Here is a 16,758-nt window from a genome sequence, read left to right as displayed (position 1 = left end):
CATGGCAGAATCCGATCGAAACTACGAGAACGAGTGTGGCGACCACGGCGGTCGCAACTCGAGCGGGGATCCCTGCGGACGCCCTGCCGGCTGGGGGACGGACTTCGAGGACGGCAAGTGCCGCCATCACCGCGGAACCAACGCCGACGGCTCGAGCCACGAGGGCAACACGAACGCCGTCGGCAACGACGGTGGCGCACCAGAGGATAACACGAACGCCGTTACGCACGCACTGTTCGTCGAGAGCAACCGCTTTTACCAGCAGGTGATCGACGATCCGCTCCGCGAACTGTGCGACCAGATATACGAGAGCTACGTCGAGAAGTTCCGGCGAGTGAACGGCGACCCGATCGTCGGGGAGAAGGCACGCCTCTCGGAGATTGCGGTCAACCACATCAAGATCATCCACTCGGATAACTGGGCGACTGATAAACCAGCCGACCTCGAATCCGGGAACGCGTTCGTCGATCGCGAGACGCGAATCAAGACGACGGAACACGACATGCGCGAGGAGCACCGCTACACCGAGTCCGTTGTCACGAAGACACAACAGCGCCTCCGAAAGGAGGATCGAAAGTGGCTCAAGGAGTACAATATGCTCGGTGCCGACGAGATCGCCGTCGACGTCTCGGGCGAGGTCGACCACAGCCACGATCACGAACACGGCCTGGACGAGTCGACGCAGGACCTGATCGACGACCTCGCAGAGGACCTCCGGGCATGAGCATGAACTCACTGGGCTACCACATCCTCGCTCACCTCGAGCGACACGACGACGTCGACCAGAAGGCCGAGTACGGCCGCCACATCAACAAGCAGCCGGAGTTCTCCCGGTCGCAGAACATGCCGGACCTGGTCCTCGAGAACATCGTCGACGTCGTCCAGTACGAGTTCGCCCTCGAGCCACCGGCCACCCCGGAGGACGTCCAGCCGATCACGCACGACGAGTACCGCGACTTCTGGCGTGGCGAGCTCTCGAGCGAGCCGTGGGACATCTACTCGATCGCCGACGAGATGGCCGACCGCTTCCCGATCAACCGCGGCTGGGCGTTCAAGAACGCCCGCCAGCATCTGAACCAACTCATCCTCCAGGCACGGATGCGCGGCTACCGGCAGGATCGACTCGCCGGCCGTCGCTTTCGGTGGGGTGGCCCCGACCCCGAACACCCGGCCTGTGAGTGGATCATGGAGCAGGTCCCGGAAGAGGGCCTCCCGTATCACGAGATCGTCGACCTGATGGGCGAGGCAAAGAGCCGGTTCGTCGAGGATCCACCCTCGAGCAACCACGTCGTTCACGACTGGTGTCGCCACGAGATACGCGAAGTCCGGTGATACGATGTCCGCAGAAGCCGACGCGCCGAGCGACAAGTTCGCGAAGGTACTCTCGAACCCAGCGGCAACCAAACGCTGGCTGCCGGCCTTCTCGATCGAGCACCTCGGAACCGAGGGGATCCTGTTCCCGCCGGAGCACCTCCGCGACTGGTACCAGCTCATCGACGACTCCGTCTTCAAGCCGCACACCCCGAAGAACATCGCACTCCTGGGCCCGCGCAACTACGGGAAGACCGTCTCGACGATCGAGGTCGTCCCGGCGTGGCTGGCGGTCAACTTTCCGTCGATCCGGATGGCGATCGTCTCGCACAAGAAGAAACACGCGGACAAGCGAGCGAAGACGGCCGTCGCCTCGATCGAGGAAGCCTGCGAGCGCTACGGCGTTCCGATCTACGACTCGAGCAAGACGACGATCCAGCTCGACGCTGGGCGGACGAACATCGAGCCGACGCTCGAGCCGCTCTCGATCCGGACGTCGGACACGGGGTCGCACTACGACGTCATCATCTACGACGACATCGCCACGCTGACGAACCAGACGACGGCCCTTCGATCCCAGATCTCCGAGAACTTCGAGGAGTACTACGACAACGTCGCCGCCAAGCGCGGGGCGACCTGCCTCCCGCACAAGTCGCTGAACATCGTCATCGGGACGCGCAAAACGCCCGACGACGTCTACCGCGAGCACGTCCTCTCGACGAACACGCCCGAGTGGGACGACTTCATCGCTCGCGGCGTTTCCCAACCCGGGTGGGCGGCTCGCGTCTGGCGGGCGACGTCGGACTTCCACGTCATCGAGAACGAGGAGTACGAGGTCCACGCGACCGACGGCGAGGTCTACGACTCACTACGCGATCTGCCGACGGACGTCGACGTGATCGACGACGGCATCCGACCGGCCAACGGGTTTCGGACGCTCTGGCCGGAGTTCGAGCGCCCGGAGACGCTCCTGACGAAGGTCGTCTCGAAGGCCGGCGACACGGGCCTCTGGCAGGCAGAGAACCAGCAGAACCCCGAGGCTGCGGTCGGGCGCGTCCTCAGCCTCGACTGGCTCCGATTCGTCGATCCGATCCCTCGAGACGACTGGGACGCCCTCGAGTGGTACGCCGGCCTGGACTTCGCGAACCCGAACAACCTGGCCGCTGCACAGCGCGGCGAGTCGGACTACTGGGCGCTCGCTGTGTATGCGTACGACCGCGACCTCGACCAGGAGTACGCGATCGACCTCTGGCGCGATCGCGGCTACATGTGGGAAGAGGCCGCAGAGGAGTTCGTCGGCGTCCACCTGTCGGACTACCCAGTCGGCGAGCTGCTCGTCGAGTCCAACTTCGAGGGTGACGAGATCGCGGACGTCATGGCCAATGTCCTCGACGTCACCGTCACGAAGTCGCCGTCGGAGGGCGAGAAGGAACAGCGCCTTCACCGACTGGCCAACCGCTTCCAGCAGGGCAAGGTGAAGGTGGCGAGCGAGGAGAACGAGCGCTGGGAGTCGTTCATCCGCGACGAGTGGCTGCCGTTCCCGGACGCCGCTCACGACGACCGCTTCGACGCGCTCGAGATCGCCTCGAGAGGGCCGAATCAGTCGGTCGAGCACGTCAGCAGCGACGATTTCGAACACTTAGACTGGTAACTTATGGCAGTGAACACGACGAAACTCGGCGAGGACGACAACGGCGAGTTGCATCTCGTCTGGCCGGACGGCAACGTCGAACAGTCGTTGCAGGCACAGATCGCCTCAACGCCACAGACGAAAGACAAAACCCGGGATCGCCACGTCGGCGCGATCGGCCCGGTCCCTCGCGTCTCGAGTCAATCGGGTGTCTGGAGCAAGATCGACCTGCGGTCGTTCTCGCTCAACTCGACGGAGCTCGCGACGACGCTCAAACGCTTCCGCGACGAGATGTACCGGAACCAGTTTCCGGTGCCGGTCCCGTCGTTCACCGACTGCTGTACGAACTGCGGGACGGAGTACGACGAAGAGCGCGAGACGTGCGAAGTGTGCGGCCACACGGAGTTCGAGGGCCCGTCGAAGGCACAGAAACACTGGCTCTCGAAGTTCGTCGAGGCGGTCAACGACGACGGCCAGTCACTCGCCTCGCTGTGGAAATACGAAGAAGACTACCAGTCCTTTCACGGCGTCTCGACCGTTCTCGTTCGGCTCACGTACCAACACGTCGAGCGCGACGTCCAGGTCGCCGGCCGCTCGGTCCGATCGACCTCGAGGTGGGAACCAACGGAGATCAAAGAGCTCGTCCATGCCGATCCGACGCGGCTCTATCCGGTCCTCGACGAGAAGAATCGCCACGGCGGCTGGTGGACGTGCCCACAACATCGCGGGGAGTACTGGGAAGAGGGCGACCTCACCTTCGAGGACGACGCCGATCACCCGACCGAGGTCTGCCCGCAGTGTCACGCTCAGCTCGAGGAGGTCGGCTACGCGGAGATGAGCAGCGGGCGGAAAGACGATGTCGAGCGACTATTCCTGAAACACGAAGTGATCGACTGGGCCCGGCACTTCCCAATCCGGAACGGACTCGACGGCCGATCGCCGATCCTGCCGCTGATCAAACTCCAGGCCATCCTCCAGTGGTCGCGCAACTACGAGCTCCAGTATCTCAACCCGCAGAACGATCAACAGCTCCCGGACAAGTTTCTGGTCGCCTACGGCAAGAGCGTCCGCGAGAGTCTGAGCGCCTCGCTGAACGAAGAGGAGTCGAAGAATCCGTGGGAAGAGGGCCGCCTCATGTACGAAGGCAACCCCGACGACGTCGAGATCGAGATCTTGGACCTGTCGACGTCGTCCGGCATCAACGGCCGCGAGCCGATGGTCGAGCGCCTCATGTCGCAGGTCCGTGCCATGTTCGGGATCACCGACGCCTTCGAGAACGAACTCTCGGAGACGGGCGGGCTGAACGCAGAGGGGACGCAGGTCGAGATCACGAACTCGGCGATCGCGTCGGCCCACCAGGACACGAAAGACAAGGCGCTCGACAAGCTGTGCCGGATCATCGAGATGGTCCAGGGCCACTGCGACTGGGAACTCGCGTACGTCGATCCCGAGACCGAAGACGCGTCCCTGTCGCCACTCGAGGTGCTGCGGGGGATCGAGATCGCTCGCGAGACCGGAACGAAGGTCGCAGTCGAGGATGGCCAGCTACAGATCCCGGACCAGGAGATCGACGTCGAGGCCCTCGAGCCGTCGACCGACGAACCGCCAGACGAATCTGGGGATGACAGCCCGGCGGATACTGTCCCGGACGCCGACGACACACTACCAGGCGCATGAGACCAAGCATCGAACAGCTTCTCGAAACCGTCGCACAGCTCACCAACCTCAACGACCGCGTGATGGTCGATACAGCGGTCACGGAGTCGTCGGTCACCGTCACCGATGGCGAGGTGACCGATCCCGAGAACGCAGCCGTTCTCGAGAAGAACTCCGGCAGTACCGAACTCACCGTCATGGGTCGCTCTGACGGCGGCGGGATGGATATCACGATCGAGTGCTCGCACGACGGTGAAAACTGGTTCGAACGCGTCGACCTCGAGATCGACAATATCAGCACCGGCGACACCGAGGCGACCGGGTTTCAATCCGGGAGCGAGTTCATCCGTGCCTGGTCGGATGCAAATGTCGGCATGATCGTCCTCAGCGGCAAGGGAATCTGACCATGAGCATCCGAGTTGTCAATCAGAACGTTGGCCAGAAGGCCGAGCCCGTGGGCCCGATTCGCGACCGCCGCCTCACCCGCGAGGCCGTCCCTGACGAGTGGGAGTACCCCATCTTCGACGCGGAGAACTTCATCATCGAAGGGCCCGCCAGCGTGGAGATCGTCGATCGGACGGGCCAGCAAATCCAGATGGACGCCGTCGCGACCGCCCTCGAGCGCTTCCTCGAGAGCGATCGCGAGCCGGGGATCATCTCGGTCAAACACGACGATGTCCCGGTCGGCATCCCGATCTGGGAGTGGGAGAGCGACGACGGCCGACACTACGAGACGACCGTCGACGATCAGGAGTTCACGCTCGTCGCGAACATCGGCAACGAGACGACCAAGAGCAAGCTGGCCCGGCTGCGCTGTCTGAACGACGATTACGGCGGCTACTCTGTGACGGTCTACTCGAATCAGGAGCACCAGGCGCCGGACGGGACGCGCGTGACCGTCGACTGCGACCTCCACGCCGTCACACTCGGCAGCGCAGAGAAGGTCATGAACCCGGCAGCGGACTTCGACGTCGTCGACTTCAAGCACGGCGGGCTGCTCGAGGCGACGATCCGGCGCCGACTCCAGCGGCGTAACAGCTTGGCCGGCCAGATCGAACAGAAGCTGGATCTCGACGGGGACTGGGCGTACGCCAGCGGAGAGGCGTGGGGGGCGTACTTCGAAGCCGAAGATCGAGACCAGGACCCGGTCGACGTCCAGATCGATGCACTCCACGAGAACGTCCATGAGCTGATGGGCGAGCGGTTGCTTGACCGCGAAGGCGGGCTCGCGGAACTCGAGATGGCGATCGTCGAGCAGCTCACCAAGTAGCACAGACTCCCGATGACGGGGCGTGCGGCCGGCGCCCCACGCAAGGGAAACATGGCCATGTTCTCCACATGAATATTTTCGGCAGTAGAGACACGGTCGACGGCAAAGCCCGCTCTGCGCTGGGCGACCTCCCGGAAGATCCCTCGCCGTACGAAATCTTCCAGACGGTCGACCAGAAAGCGGGCGATACCGTCGATCCCGACGAGGTAGTACAGCGACTCCGCGACCTGGATGACGGGGTCGACGCGAAGCTGGCCGCGGTCGAAGGCCAGGACGTCGACCAGAAGGACATGCGCGAGGCCGCCGGCACGATCGCCGAGCGGACCGACATGTCTCAGGCAGGTGCGATGCGACTCCTTTCGGCAGTAGTCGATAGCATCGAGCAGATGGACCCGTCGGAGTTCACGCAGGACTTCGGCGACGTCGTCGACGAGTACTATCGCGGCGACGGCGACGGCGGCGATGTCGACCAGGCCGCGGACACCGACCAACCAGACGACTCAGACATGGGAACCGAATCAGATTCCACCCCGAACCCGAACAGTGGTACCGACACCGACACCGACACCGACACCGCCAACGCTGGCGCCGACGCCGGCGCTGGTGCTGGTGGCGACGTCGATCAGAAACAGGACGACGGAGACGGCGGCGATGGCGACGATGGCGGCCCGCTCGAGATGCTCAACGACGCAGCTCGAGAGACTGTCGAAGAGTTCGCCGAGCTCTCCGGCAAAGACCCCGAGGAGTGCGTGCAGGAGGTTCTCGGGGGCGGCGGCACCGCCGAGCAGACTGCCGTCGACACGGCGGCCGGCGACCACGATCGCGACGCTGGCCAGCCTGGTGACACCGATCAGATGAAAGGCTACGATCAGAAGCTCGACGAGCAGGAGCTCAACGAGCGCGTCGCGGCGGCCGTCACGAGCGACGAGGTGCTCGACGAGATGGCCGGCGCAGTGGCACAGAAGATGGCCGACGACGACGAGTTCGCGGATAACCTCGTCGAGACGGTCGACAAGAAGGGCGACTTCGTGACGACCGACGACACGGTCGTGACGGCGCCGAGCAACGACTCCGAGACCGTCGGTGACGCCGGCGCGATCACTGGAGGTGACGGCGAATGAGGCCGAACGAACTGCTCTCGTACGGCGGGAACAGCCCGGAAGCGTTCGTCGAATCCCACCTCGTGGGTAACGTCCCGCTCGACTGGGACGACGGCCTGCTCCAGCGGGCACAGTACGACACGAGCGTCGACGGCCACGTCAACAGCATCTTCACGGCGACGCTGTACGCCCAGTACAACTCCGAACACGAGTGGTACTCGGCACTCCAGCAGGTCGACCGCTTCAACGCCTCTCTCGAGGGCCCGGTCACGGCGAAGGCCTACCGCGCGGCGACCGACGCGGTCGACCTCCAGACGCACCCCGAGGGCGGCGACGTCCCCGAGGGCGAGACGTTCGGCGTCGAGCCGGTCGAGTTCGACCCCAAGCGCTCCGAGACGGTCATCGAGGTCAGCGACCTCCAGGAGATCCGGTCGACGATCGAGGACGCCGTCGGCTTCGAGGAGTTCTGGGAGCTCCAGCAGGAGCAGCTCGACCTCGCGATCGATCGCGACGGGATCTCGGAGGCGGTCTTCCAGGGCGACGATCAATACGACGACGAGGACAAGATTACGACGCTCGACCGCGTCATCGCCTCGAGCGACGAGGAGGATGAGGCGACCGACCCGAACGGCGACCCGTACGATGCTGGCGACCTCGACTACGGCAGCATCACGCGCGCCGAAGACGACTGGGCCGACTCGTTCGTCGAGTACCACGTCACCGAGGACGAGCAGCTGACGGAGGACCTGGTCAACCGCTTCCTGAACAACTTCAACGAGTTCGCCGACGTCGACGTCTACAGCGACACGGCGATCCTCACCGGTCACGACACGGCTCGCGTCCTCTCCGATCTGGCCGCCGACCGGAACAACGTCCGCAACCAGGCGGCGATGGCCGAGTACGTTCGCGAGAACGTTGGCGACGGCCAGACGATCCGCGGCCTCTCGGGAACCGCTCGCTACCGCGACTACGACGGCATCCCGATCGTCGCGAACCAGCACGCGATCAAACACGGCGACCTCAGCTCGATCTTCGTCGTCCCGACGGACACGATCCGCGGGCAGCCGCGACTTGCGATCGAGCAGTTCGCCGAGCCGTACGTCGAGACCGCTGGCCGCGGCCAGACCCAGGGCTACCTGGCGACCGGTCGCTACCGCGAAGAGGCGCTCATGATGATGCACCACGAGGCAGTCAACCGGGACTTCTCGAGCGGTGCGCTGCTCCGGGACATCACCGAGTAACGCCACATGAGCGACGAACCCACTACCATCACCGTTACCGTCAAGATCGACGACACCGAGTACGTCCGCCAGGTCCAGGGAACGCACTGGGCCCGAGACGACGAGGGCCGGGTCTACGTCTACAACGGCGAGACCACGATCCTCGAGGTCGAGGCACCGTACTTCGTTGAGGCATTCCGAGAGAACGACGTCGAAACAACCGCCACTATCACTTCGTAATCATGCCAGTAAGTACACTTCCAAGCGCAGAGAAATACGAGGAGAACGGCTGGGCAGAGATCGAGTTCGTCGGTTTTCGATACACCGGCCCGCAAAGCACCAAAACGGACCGAAACGTGCCCCGTCGTGCCGGGTACGCCGGCCCGCCGAAGTTCCAGCGTGGGCGCACCTATTTCGGCCTCTTGCCGACGTGGCTCGACGACGACCACATCGCCAACTCGAACATCGGCGTTCACGCCCTCGAGGCCCGCAGCGACTTCGAGGTGATCTACGACGCCGGTCGCCTTGCCGAGGCACTGCTCGAGCGCAACTACCTGCCCCCCGACGTCTTTTACGAGGGGTTCGATCGCTGGAAGCGCCAGAAAGTCCTCGAGAAACTCGATCTCGACGACGCCGGCCGTGTGTTCGATAAAGACGACGAAGAGCCCTACCGAGACCAGCTGCGCGAGATCGCGGGCATCGAGCGCGATGACGAAGCGGGCGTCTCGCAACAGCGGGCCGACGAGTACACAAGCCGCTTCTCGCGCTCGGAGCTGTCGGCGATCGTCGGAACCATCCGCAAACCAGAACTCGACAATCTCGAGGCGCCGTTCGATCCGGGCGAGTGCACGATCGACGAACTCGAGGACCGCCTCGAACTCGAAGACGATCAGCTGTGGGACATCGAATCCCTGTACGCACTCCGGGAGGCCGAACGAGACGGCAAGGATCGAACGGGAGCGATCGACGCTATCGAGGACGCCATCGGCGACGGAACACTCGAGATCGGCCCCGAGATCGATCTGGAGACGGCTGGCCAGACCGAGATGGCCGAGTACCTGACCCGCTTCGAGCCCGCGGAGGTCGAAGCCGCGATCGACGAGGCGCTCAGCGACGATGGCTAACTCCAGCGACGTCCGCTATGCGAGCGCAGACGACGTCCTGCTGGCGCTCGACAAGAATCCGGACAGCGCCACCGACCAGCTCGTCGAGCGCGCCGAGAAGCGTGCCGCGGCGGCCACACGCACGTGGATCAACCGGACGGGCCGGCCGTTCCACCCCGAGCGCGTGGGCGATCCGGACGAGCCGCGATCGTGGGAAGTCCACGACGTCCAGGACGCCGAGAGCGTCCAACCCGTCACGGTCCAACTCAACAACCGCCGAATCCTACCGCTCGATCCGGAGGAAGGCGACGAACTCGAGGTGCGGACGCGTCGCGATACGTGGCGACCGATCACCGAGGACGAGGGGCGAAAGTGGACGCTCAACTACCGCGGCCGGCGGCTAACGATCTACCGGCGACGCGTGAAACTGACGCCGTTCGACGACCCGAACAAGCGCTTCATGCGGATCACGTACCGGTACGGGCCGCTGGGCGAAGACGTCGAGATCGACGAGGACGGTCTCGTGACGAGCGTCCCGGCGGACGTCGCCGACGCGGTCGCGGCGAAGGCCGCGTCGAGACTGGCACTCGACGACGAGCTCAAACGGTCGCGCTCGAACGACGGCAACCTCACCGACCGGTCGACGAAGCGGTCGGCACTCACAGACGAGTTCGAGGACACGGCGGCCGAGTACACCGGCTTTTCAACCATCTGATCATGGACCTCGACGACAGCTTCGAAGACGACCTCCGAGAGGCGTTACTCGACGACGTCGAGCGGAAGCTGGAAGAAGAGATCGGGCCACAACTCGAGCGGATCGCTCGTGAGAACTGGCAGGAGTACGCCGCCCGGAACGGCTACGACATCGAGCACGTCTGGGAGGAGGTCGAGGGCCCGTTCGTCGAACGTGACGCCGGCTCCGTGGGCGTTCGCCTCGAGTGGCCGGGACTGACAGCACTGTTCGAACATGGCGTCAGCCCGCACACCATCCAGGGCAACCCCATACTGTCGTTCCACTGGGAGAGCCCGCCGGAAGGGACGCGGCCGCCAGGGGCCCCCGAACACGTCGTCGCAGAAGAAGTCAACTGGGGCTCTGTCACCGGCGGCATCCCGGCGGCTCGAGCGATCCGGAACGCGCTGGCTGATGTCCGGCGGGTGATGAGCTGATGGCCGACGTCCAGGACGAAGTGCGCTGGGTGCTCGAGACGATCGCCGACCAGTGGCCGGATGGTGACTTCGCAGACGAGACCGTCGTCCGCCAGGACTTCGAGAGCAGCGAGGTCCTCGAGACCGGCCGTCGCGAAGGCGTCGAACTCTCGCAGACGGCGGCGATCTCGGCCGACGAAGGCGACCGGGCCCGCACACCGATCGGGACGGAGTTTCACTACGACGTCGAGACGGTCGTCGCCGTTCGCGTCGAGGGCGTCCACGAAGAGGCGGGCGGCACGATCGCGTCGAAGGGCGAGTTCCGACGACTCGTTCGATACGCGCAGGCGGCGATCGATGCCGAGCGTACGTATCCGTCGGTCGACGCCGACGACGAGGTCGGCTTCGTCCACTACGAAGACGCGCGCATCGAGAACGAGCAAAACGTCTCGAGCGACTACGCGGACGACTTTCGAGTCGATTTCGACGTCCGGCTGACGGGCAAACAGGATCCAGATAGACGATGACAGAACTCACGATCAGCGCGACACTCACACTCGAGGACATCGATCTCGAGTACGGCGAAGCCGTCTGCCGAGTCGACGTTCCCGGTTCGTCGCCGTCGACTGTCCGATCCCCGATCGAAGACCTTCTCGGGTGGACGGCTCGTCGCGAAGAGCGGCGGCTCGAGGAGTACTACAACGACAACTCATGACAGACTTCACCGACACGATCGAAGCGGTAGGTGAACAGACCGAGGCCCTGTCGCAGGACCTCGAAGCACACCTCGACGACCTCCTCGGGCTCGACGTCACGGTCGACGACGCCGAGATTCGGGTCGACGACCGGCAGGGAGGACGGCTCCTGGTCGACGTCGAACTCGATGCACTCGAGTGCGAGCTGGAACGCCGGCTTGACGCCGACGACGTCTGGATCAAAGGCCTCTCCATCGACGTGCGGCCTACCGACCCGGACGAACCGAGCGAAATCGAGGAGGGTGTTCGGTCGATAGCGAGGGAAGAAGCTCAGGATATCGCCGGGCTGGCGAGTGGGTCTGAATGACTGGGGCCGGATCTGCCGAAGTGGCGTTCACGCTCGAGGACGAGTTCGGCGAGGGGCCCGGGACAGACCCGACGTGGCATCAGCCGTTCATCGACGTCACCGTCGGCAGCCTCTCGGTCGAGCAAGCACTCGAGCGGTCGAGACAGCCCGACGACCCGACGCCGGCCGGCTCGCGACCGGGTGACTGGGAGGGCGCGCTCAACGTGTCCGGAACTCTCGCCGGCGCGGAGTGGCACGACCTCGTCTTTGCCGACGACGGAACCGCACTCCCGACCGAGCCAATGGAGGCGCCATCGGCGACATGGTATCTTGCCGTCACGCTGCCAGATGGGTCGACCGAGCCGCGGACGCCGACCGGCGCGATCGTGCCCGAGGCGACGGTCAACTACGAACAGGGTCAAGATGTCACGGTCGACCTGACGGTCCTCTACGGGTTCGAGCCGGACGACGTCACCGAACCCGGAGAGATCGAACAGCCAGCTGACGAGGACGCCTACCAGTGGCACGGTGCGAACTTCGATGTCGATGGAATGGGGCAGTCGCTCATGCAGTCGGCGTCACTGTCGCTTGCCGGTCTGGCACGCTTCCGGCGCGGACAGAGCCGCCATCCACACAGCGCCGTTGTCGACGCGATCGAACCGTCGTTCTCGACTGACGCGACGTTCACCGAGCGCGACCAGCTCGCACTCGCCGCTGACGATACGCAGGACAGCGACGTCGTCGACAAGACTTCTGCAACGTTCTCGCTGGAGAACGGACAGGGTGAAACCATCGAGTACGATCTCGACGACTGCCAGCCCAACTCGTACGACTGGAGCAATCTGGTCGCTCCGGAAGAGGATCTAAGCGAGCCGATCGACTACCACGTCGGGGGCGTTTCGGCGACGGTCACGGAGGCCTAACATGCTCACGACTGAAACCTACGTTCTCGAGGACGCGATCGACGAGCTGAAAGACCACATCGCCACCCTCGATGAGGCACTGGACGAACTCGATTCGTCGACGTCCGAGTATGAGCGTACCGAGTCTCAAAAAGACCGGCTGGCCTACTTCAAGAATGGGCTCCAGTGGCAACGTGACGAGGAAGGCTGGAGCCCCGGGGCAGAGATCGAACTCGGGGCGATGACTGCCTCGGAGGAAGCGATGATGCACCGTGAACGGCCCAGCACTGCCGAGAAAGACGAACGCCGGCTCTGGTGGGTCGCCGCCAGCACGGTCGACGCACCGTACGTCGGCGACGATCTCGCAGAGACGTTCCGAAATCTCGGCCAGTGCCACCCAGGATTCCCGAAGTGGGCCGAAGCCAAGGCGAATGCACTGGGCGTTCCAGGGGCGCCGGGAAACTCGAGCGAGGGCGAGACGAACTCGACGACCTCATCGTCATCGGACTCGCCCACGGAATGAGCTACGAGGCTGTCCTCGAGACGCCCGCCGACTACCTCGAACTGCTTGCTGATCGCGCCGATTCGAGAGGATTTCCATGAGTGACTTTTCTGCAACGGCTGCTCTCGATATCGAGATCGACGATCGGTCACTCCGCAACGCCCGGCAACAGATCGAGTCGGAGATCGGGGCGACACCGGTCGGAATGACCGATGGCGGGACGATGTCGGCACAAGCTGCTGGCGGTGGCCGCGGCGGACGTGCACAGCGTCGCGCCCGCCGGGAACATCGCTGGAACCGTGACAACCACGCCAACCTGGAGGACATCCTCGAGATTCTCGAGAGTTGGGACGGCGATATCGGGGGTGACGGCGGCAGTCTCGTCGGCGACATTCTCGGCGGTGTCGGCGGCGCCGGCGGCGGCCTCGCGGGCGGGGCAGCTAGCGGGATCGGTGCGGGGCTCGGATCGCTCATCGGATCGGCGGTCGGTAACGCAATCGCAGGCGGGAGCATCAGTGTCGAAGAACCCGACTGGACGCCGATCGCCGTCGACCACCCGGACGAACCCTACGCAGTCGACGATCCCAGCCCCCTCTACATCGACGAGGACGCACTCCCACTCGAGGTTGAAGACGTCGAATCTCTGCCCGTCGACCATCCAGAGGACCCGTACGACGTCGACCACCCGGACAGCCCTTACGCAGTCGATGACCCCAGCCCGTTCGCGATCGACGAGGGCCCGTTGCCGCTCGAAGTCGAAGACGTCGATCCGATCGGCGTCAACGTCTCGGTGAGTGTCGGCGAGGGCACTGGCGACGTCGCCGTTGACGAGGACGGTGATGGACCGGGCGTTTTCGAACCAATCCGGGAGGTCGGCGAAGGCCTCGACGTCTTTGGAGTTGGTGAGGGACTTCGAGAGTTCGACCGAGGCGTCGAGGACCGACTTCGGGACACGGTTCCGTTCATGGACCCAGTCGACAGAGGGCAGACTGGGCAGGAACGATCGGAACCCGATCAGAGCGGCTCGACTGACGTCGGCGTCACGGCCGAACAGACGACGCCACAGGCCCCGACGATCGAACAGATCAACGTCGACCAGTCGTTCGATACCGAGGTGATCGTTGACGAGATACGCGACGTGAGCAGCGCCCTCGACGCGATCGAGAGCGAACTCGATAGTGCGTACGACGAGCTCGAGGACGAACTCGACGACGTCAACGACCGCATCGACGATCTCGAGGACCAAATCACATGATCTCACTTCACGCGCAGCAGATGGAGCCGGCCGGCGACCAGTCCGAGGAGGATGCCGATAAAGTGGGATCCGAACGCTGTTCCCTGCGGCGAGAACCAGATCGTCGCGCCGCCCGCGATCAGCAACAGTACGATCGTGAGCGGGCCGACTGCGGCCGTTCGCGTCGACTCGGAGCCGGTCGAAACGGACCCGATTACGTAGCCGGCCAGGGCGAACGCACTGCCGCTCGTGCCGATCACGGCGACGCTCGTCCCGAAGACGTCAGCAAGATAGACCTGGCCGATGGCTGCCAGCACGCCGGTCGCGATGAAGAACACGTGGAAACGAATCGCGGACGTCGACAACGCGATCAGGCCGCCGGCGATCACGATCACGGTCGCGTTCGAGAGAAAGTGCGCCGTGTCCAGGTGTCCGTAGGTCGCGGTGATCAGCGACCACCAGGGCTCGTCGATCGGCATCGACAGCGCAAACCCATCCGGAACGCCCTGCCCGCCGGTCGCAGCCCATCCCACGATGCTGACGCCCATCATGATGACGAGCGTCTGGACCACTGGGTTCCTGCCCAGCGCTTCGCCCCACGTTTCGTCCGCGGGACTTTTCGTAATCGCGGCCGGTTCAGACTTCGACCGAAGGCCCATACTCAGATATTCGAGGACAGGCCGACAAAACTGTTTGGTCACTTTGACTTTCTCCCTCGAGGTGAGGTTCCGTGACGGGGCTTTCCGATCGAGTCGTCCTCGAGATCGATGCACTCCCGGATGCTGAGGACGACGCCGAGTTCCATCTCCAGACTGATCTCGAGACGACAGACGCATTGTCAAGAAATTATGTGATGGCTGAGCGCGGCCAATACGTCACGACGATCGCGGAGATCGCGGGCGACCTCGTCCCCGAGGACGCGCTCGATCACGACTTCAATCGCCGCGAAGGCTACCATATCGATGGCGGCGCTGGCACTGACCAAATCACGGTTTCGGCAACCCGGGGCGCAGAGGAGACTACACAGTGGGGTGACGGATCAGCCAGCGGCTACGAGTCGAACCAGTACGACGCTGCTCGAGGGGATCTCGACGCCCAGGTCGACGTTCTCCGGCACTGGCTGAACGAAACGAGAAGCGACTCTCAGGGGCAGACCCGACTCCACATCCGCGAGCATACCGACGGCTCCTATTCGGACGAGCCCGGCGTCTTCGGCGACCCGATCCCGGTCGCAATCCTGGAGCACACGATCTCGAAGGAAAGTCACGCGGAGATCGAGGTCACGCTCGAGATGGTGCGGACGGCGACGGTCCCGAACATGGAGGACGCACTCGACGGCGTTCAGGACGCGATCGACGACGTGATCGAGGCCGTCGCAGACTACACACCGGACTGGTGATTTGTGATGAAGCTCTTATACAAACTCCCACTGCGAGAAGCGTCACAGACTGACGAGAGCGACACGCTCGGTTCGCAACTCGCAGAGGCCAGCGTCCTCGAGGGCAGCGGCGTCGTCGAGCAACTCTCGAGCGAAGTGCCGGACCTGCAACTCGAGGGCCAGTTCCAGGGCATCCCACAGTGGCAGGCCCAGCTACACGCCGAAGAACTCGAGGAGCTCGCGGATTCGTCGCTCGAATCGCTCCCACTGTTCCGTCGCAACGGCAGATACGCAGAATCAGCCTACTACGAGATAGAGAGCGCCACAATCGAGCCGGCACAAGGAAATTCCCGCGGCGTCTACGTCTGGAGCCTCGGTCTCAAGAAGAAGGGCACCCGCCACGACTTCTTCCGAGCGCTCAAGCCGTCCTATCCGCCGCTCGATCTCGAGCACGAGTTCGGCAACGAGTACGGCCAGGCGCTGATGGGGATCCCCGGCAGTGCCCGGAAGACGCAGTGGTTCGACATCGAGACTGGCGATCGCGACAGCGCCGAGCCGGTCGAGACCGTCGAGAGCGAGTTCGGCGAGATCGCGCTGTTCGACCTCGAGGAGGGAGCCGACGCCGTCGACGGCGAGGACCCGGTCCTCCTGTACGACGTCGACTACGCGGACGACGCCGGGCCGTACGACTGCAAGGTCTACGACACGCTCGGCGTCGCCGACAAATACCTCGAGAACGAGGAGGGGCGCGTCCGCGTCTGGGAGAGCGTTTTCGCGACCGGTCACGACCCGGAGGGCGAGATCGTCCTGGACAACGGCCTGATTCGGCTGCGACTCGACGAAGACGACGGCACGCTCGAGGCCGAACGCTGGGATCCAGACGCCGCAGCCCCACAACCGGGAAGCGGCCTCTGGGGCGACGGCCTCTGGGGAGACGAACTCTGGGGCGGTACCCAGGGTGCGTGGACCGACGTCTCCCTCTCGCAACCCGGGGATGTCGACCTCTACGACGTCGACGTCACCCGCATCGGGATGGTCCGCGACGAGGTTCAGCTCACGTTCGACGTTGACGGCGACCTCTTTGCACTGAACGCGATCCTCGCTGCGGGCCACGACGAGATCCTGTTCGATCTGCCGGACGGCCAGCAGGGACCGATCCCCGAGGATCTCGAGGAGTGGCTCGAGCCGATCGCGTCAGAGTCGGTCGTCGACGCCGGCGCTCGGAAGACGCTCGTCTCGAGAAATGACGTCCAGCGATGACCGCC

At 64.3% G+C, this 16,758-nt stretch carries 21 protein-coding genes; 20 read left to right on the top strand and 1 reads right to left on the bottom strand.

Features of this window, described 5'->3' with window-relative positions:
* Position 1 precedes the first annotated feature (1 nt).
* The 18 genes from EA472_RS22140 (at position 2) to EA472_RS22055 (ending at position 14,136) form a co-directional block, all read left to right on the top strand.
* Positions 2 to 724 carry a hypothetical protein gene (locus EA472_RS22140; protein ID WP_124193605.1) on the top strand — a complete coding sequence of 241 codons (723 nt, stop codon included), beginning with the start codon at positions 2 to 4 and terminating at the stop codon, positions 722 to 724.
* Positions 721 to 1,332 carry a hypothetical protein gene (locus tag EA472_RS22135; RefSeq protein WP_207891211.1) on the top strand — a complete coding sequence of 204 codons (612 nt, stop codon included), beginning with the start codon at positions 721 to 723 and terminating at the stop codon, positions 1,330 to 1,332. Before EA472_RS22140 ends, EA472_RS22135 begins: the two co-directional genes overlap by 4 nt.
* A 4-nt stretch (positions 1,333 to 1,336) precedes the next feature.
* A complete protein-coding gene (locus EA472_RS22130; protein ID WP_124193604.1) occupies positions 1,337 to 2,962 on the top strand; it encodes a hypothetical protein in 1,626 nt (541 codons plus the stop codon).
* Positions 2,963 to 2,965: 3 nt separating this feature from the next.
* A complete protein-coding gene (locus EA472_RS22125) occupies positions 2,966 to 4,618 on the top strand; it encodes a zinc ribbon domain-containing protein (protein WP_124193603.1) in 1,653 nt (550 codons plus the stop codon).
* Complete coding sequence (locus EA472_RS22120) at positions 4,615 to 5,001, top strand: hypothetical protein (RefSeq protein ID WP_124193602.1); 387 nt, start codon at positions 4,615 to 4,617, stop codon at positions 4,999 to 5,001. Before EA472_RS22125 ends, EA472_RS22120 begins: the two co-directional genes overlap by 4 nt.
* Before the next feature lie 2 nt (positions 5,002 to 5,003).
* On the top strand, positions 5,004 to 5,867 hold the full coding sequence (locus tag EA472_RS22115) for a hypothetical protein (protein ID WP_207891210.1): 864 nt from the start codon (positions 5,004 to 5,006) through the stop codon (positions 5,865 to 5,867).
* Between the two features lie 68 nt (positions 5,868 to 5,935).
* The gene (locus EA472_RS22110) at positions 5,936 to 6,988 is read left to right on the top strand and encodes a hypothetical protein (protein WP_124193601.1); all 1,053 of its coding nucleotides are present in this window, start codon (positions 5,936 to 5,938) and stop codon (positions 6,986 to 6,988) included.
* On the top strand, positions 6,985 to 8,208 hold the full coding sequence (locus tag EA472_RS22105; protein ID WP_124193600.1) for a hypothetical protein: 1,224 nt from the start codon (positions 6,985 to 6,987) through the stop codon (positions 8,206 to 8,208). Before EA472_RS22110 ends, EA472_RS22105 begins: the two co-directional genes overlap by 4 nt.
* 6 nt (positions 8,209 to 8,214) lie before the next feature.
* On the top strand, positions 8,215 to 8,427 hold the full coding sequence (locus tag EA472_RS22100) for a hypothetical protein (protein WP_124193599.1): 213 nt from the start codon (positions 8,215 to 8,217) through the stop codon (positions 8,425 to 8,427).
* A gap of 2 nt (positions 8,428 to 8,429) precedes the next feature.
* Positions 8,430 to 9,311 (top strand): hypothetical protein, encoded by an 882-nt coding sequence (locus EA472_RS22095; protein ID WP_124193598.1) that lies wholly within the window; start codon positions 8,430 to 8,432, stop codon positions 9,309 to 9,311.
* Positions 9,304 to 10,005, top strand: a complete 702-nt coding sequence (locus tag EA472_RS22090; protein ID WP_124193597.1) for a hypothetical protein — start codon at positions 9,304 to 9,306, stop codon at positions 10,003 to 10,005. Before EA472_RS22095 ends, EA472_RS22090 begins: the two co-directional genes overlap by 8 nt.
* Before the next feature lie 2 nt (positions 10,006 to 10,007).
* Positions 10,008 to 10,457 carry a hypothetical protein gene (locus EA472_RS22085; RefSeq protein ID WP_124193596.1) on the top strand — a complete coding sequence of 150 codons (450 nt, stop codon included), beginning with the start codon at positions 10,008 to 10,010 and terminating at the stop codon, positions 10,455 to 10,457.
* Positions 10,457 to 10,963, top strand: a complete 507-nt coding sequence (locus EA472_RS22080; RefSeq protein WP_124193595.1) for a hypothetical protein — start codon at positions 10,457 to 10,459, stop codon at positions 10,961 to 10,963. Before EA472_RS22085 ends, EA472_RS22080 begins: the two co-directional genes overlap by 1 nt.
* The gene (locus tag EA472_RS22075; protein ID WP_124193594.1) at positions 10,960 to 11,151 is read left to right on the top strand and encodes a hypothetical protein; all 192 of its coding nucleotides are present in this window, start codon (positions 10,960 to 10,962) and stop codon (positions 11,149 to 11,151) included. Before EA472_RS22080 ends, EA472_RS22075 begins: the two co-directional genes overlap by 4 nt.
* Positions 11,094 to 11,498 carry a hypothetical protein gene (locus EA472_RS22070; protein ID WP_165874970.1) on the top strand — a complete coding sequence of 135 codons (405 nt, stop codon included), beginning with the start codon at positions 11,094 to 11,096 and terminating at the stop codon, positions 11,496 to 11,498. Before EA472_RS22075 ends, EA472_RS22070 begins: the two co-directional genes overlap by 58 nt.
* A complete protein-coding gene (locus EA472_RS22065; protein ID WP_124193592.1) occupies positions 11,495 to 12,400 on the top strand; it encodes a phage tail tube protein in 906 nt (301 codons plus the stop codon). The genes EA472_RS22070 and EA472_RS22065 overlap by 4 nt, the downstream gene beginning before the upstream one ends.
* A 1-nt stretch (position 12,401) precedes the next feature.
* On the top strand, positions 12,402 to 12,902 hold the full coding sequence (locus EA472_RS22060; protein ID WP_124193591.1) for a hypothetical protein: 501 nt from the start codon (positions 12,402 to 12,404) through the stop codon (positions 12,900 to 12,902).
* A gap of 76 nt (positions 12,903 to 12,978) precedes the next feature.
* Positions 12,979 to 14,136: a hypothetical protein gene (locus tag EA472_RS22055; protein WP_124193590.1), complete on the top strand. Its 1,158-nt coding sequence runs from the start codon at positions 12,979 to 12,981 to the stop codon at positions 14,134 to 14,136.
* Between the two features lie 2 nt (positions 14,137 to 14,138).
* On the opposite strand, the gene EA472_RS22050 is transcribed toward EA472_RS22055, so the two are convergent.
* Positions 14,139 to 14,774 (bottom strand): rhomboid family intramembrane serine protease, encoded by a 636-nt coding sequence (locus EA472_RS22050; protein WP_124193589.1) that lies wholly within the window; start codon positions 14,772 to 14,774, stop codon positions 14,139 to 14,141.
* Positions 14,775 to 14,845: 71 nt separating this feature from the next.
* Here EA472_RS22050 and EA472_RS22045 point away from each other — a divergent pair, with 71 nt between their 5' ends.
* The gene (locus EA472_RS22045; RefSeq protein WP_124193588.1) at positions 14,846 to 15,514 is read left to right on the top strand and encodes a hypothetical protein; all 669 of its coding nucleotides are present in this window, start codon (positions 14,846 to 14,848) and stop codon (positions 15,512 to 15,514) included.
* Positions 15,515 to 15,520: 6 nt separating this feature from the next.
* Complete coding sequence (locus EA472_RS22040) at positions 15,521 to 16,753, top strand: hypothetical protein (protein WP_124193587.1); 1,233 nt, start codon at positions 15,521 to 15,523, stop codon at positions 16,751 to 16,753.
* The last annotated feature ends 5 nt before the right edge of the window (positions 16,754 to 16,758 follow it).

It is taken from the genome of Natrarchaeobius oligotrophus, assembly GCF_003841465.1.
Classification (GTDB): Archaea; Halobacteriota; Halobacteria; order Halobacteriales; family Natrialbaceae; genus Natrarchaeobius; species Natrarchaeobius oligotrophus.
This window is presented reverse-complemented; position numbering and strand designations above follow the sequence as displayed.

Bases quoted from the DNA above. Each gene is read 5' to 3' on its own strand.
- EA472_RS22085 (WP_124193596.1), top strand. From the start codon at position 10,008: ATGGACCTCGACGACAGCTTCGAAGACGACCTCCGAGAGGCGTTACTC.
- EA472_RS22060 (WP_124193591.1), top strand. From the start codon at position 12,402: ATGCTCACGACTGAAACCTACGTTCTCGAGGACGCGATCGACGAGCTG.
- EA472_RS22065 (WP_124193592.1), top strand. From the start codon at position 11,495: ATGACTGGGGCCGGATCTGCCGAAGTGGCGTTCACGCTCGAGGACGAG.
- EA472_RS22125 (WP_124193603.1), top strand. From the start codon at position 2,966: ATGGCAGTGAACACGACGAAACTCGGCGAGGACGACAACGGCGAGTTG.
- EA472_RS22095 (WP_124193598.1), top strand. From the start codon at position 8,430: ATGCCAGTAAGTACACTTCCAAGCGCAGAGAAATACGAGGAGAACGGC.
- EA472_RS22050 (WP_124193589.1), bottom strand. From the start codon at position 14,774: ATGGGCCTTCGGTCGAAGTCTGAACCGGCCGCGATTACGAAAAGTCCC.
- EA472_RS22115 (WP_207891210.1), top strand. From the start codon at position 5,004: ATGAGCATCCGAGTTGTCAATCAGAACGTTGGCCAGAAGGCCGAGCCC.
- EA472_RS22100 (WP_124193599.1), top strand. From the start codon at position 8,215: ATGAGCGACGAACCCACTACCATCACCGTTACCGTCAAGATCGACGAC.
- EA472_RS22120 (WP_124193602.1), top strand. From the start codon at position 4,615: ATGAGACCAAGCATCGAACAGCTTCTCGAAACCGTCGCACAGCTCACC.
- EA472_RS22055 (WP_124193590.1), top strand. From the start codon at position 12,979: ATGAGTGACTTTTCTGCAACGGCTGCTCTCGATATCGAGATCGACGAT.
- EA472_RS22130 (WP_124193604.1), top strand. From the start codon at position 1,337: ATGTCCGCAGAAGCCGACGCGCCGAGCGACAAGTTCGCGAAGGTACTC.
- EA472_RS22075 (WP_124193594.1), top strand. From the start codon at position 10,960: ATGACAGAACTCACGATCAGCGCGACACTCACACTCGAGGACATCGAT.
- EA472_RS22135 (WP_207891211.1), top strand. From the start codon at position 721: ATGAGCATGAACTCACTGGGCTACCACATCCTCGCTCACCTCGAGCGA.
- EA472_RS22040 (WP_124193587.1), top strand. From the start codon at position 15,521: ATGAAGCTCTTATACAAACTCCCACTGCGAGAAGCGTCACAGACTGAC.
- EA472_RS22090 (WP_124193597.1), top strand. From the start codon at position 9,304: ATGGCTAACTCCAGCGACGTCCGCTATGCGAGCGCAGACGACGTCCTG.
- EA472_RS22080 (WP_124193595.1), top strand. From the start codon at position 10,457: ATGGCCGACGTCCAGGACGAAGTGCGCTGGGTGCTCGAGACGATCGCC.
- EA472_RS22140 (WP_124193605.1), top strand. From the start codon at position 2: ATGGCAGAATCCGATCGAAACTACGAGAACGAGTGTGGCGACCACGGC.
- EA472_RS22110 (WP_124193601.1), top strand. From the start codon at position 5,936: ATGAATATTTTCGGCAGTAGAGACACGGTCGACGGCAAAGCCCGCTCT.
- EA472_RS22105 (WP_124193600.1), top strand. From the start codon at position 6,985: ATGAGGCCGAACGAACTGCTCTCGTACGGCGGGAACAGCCCGGAAGCG.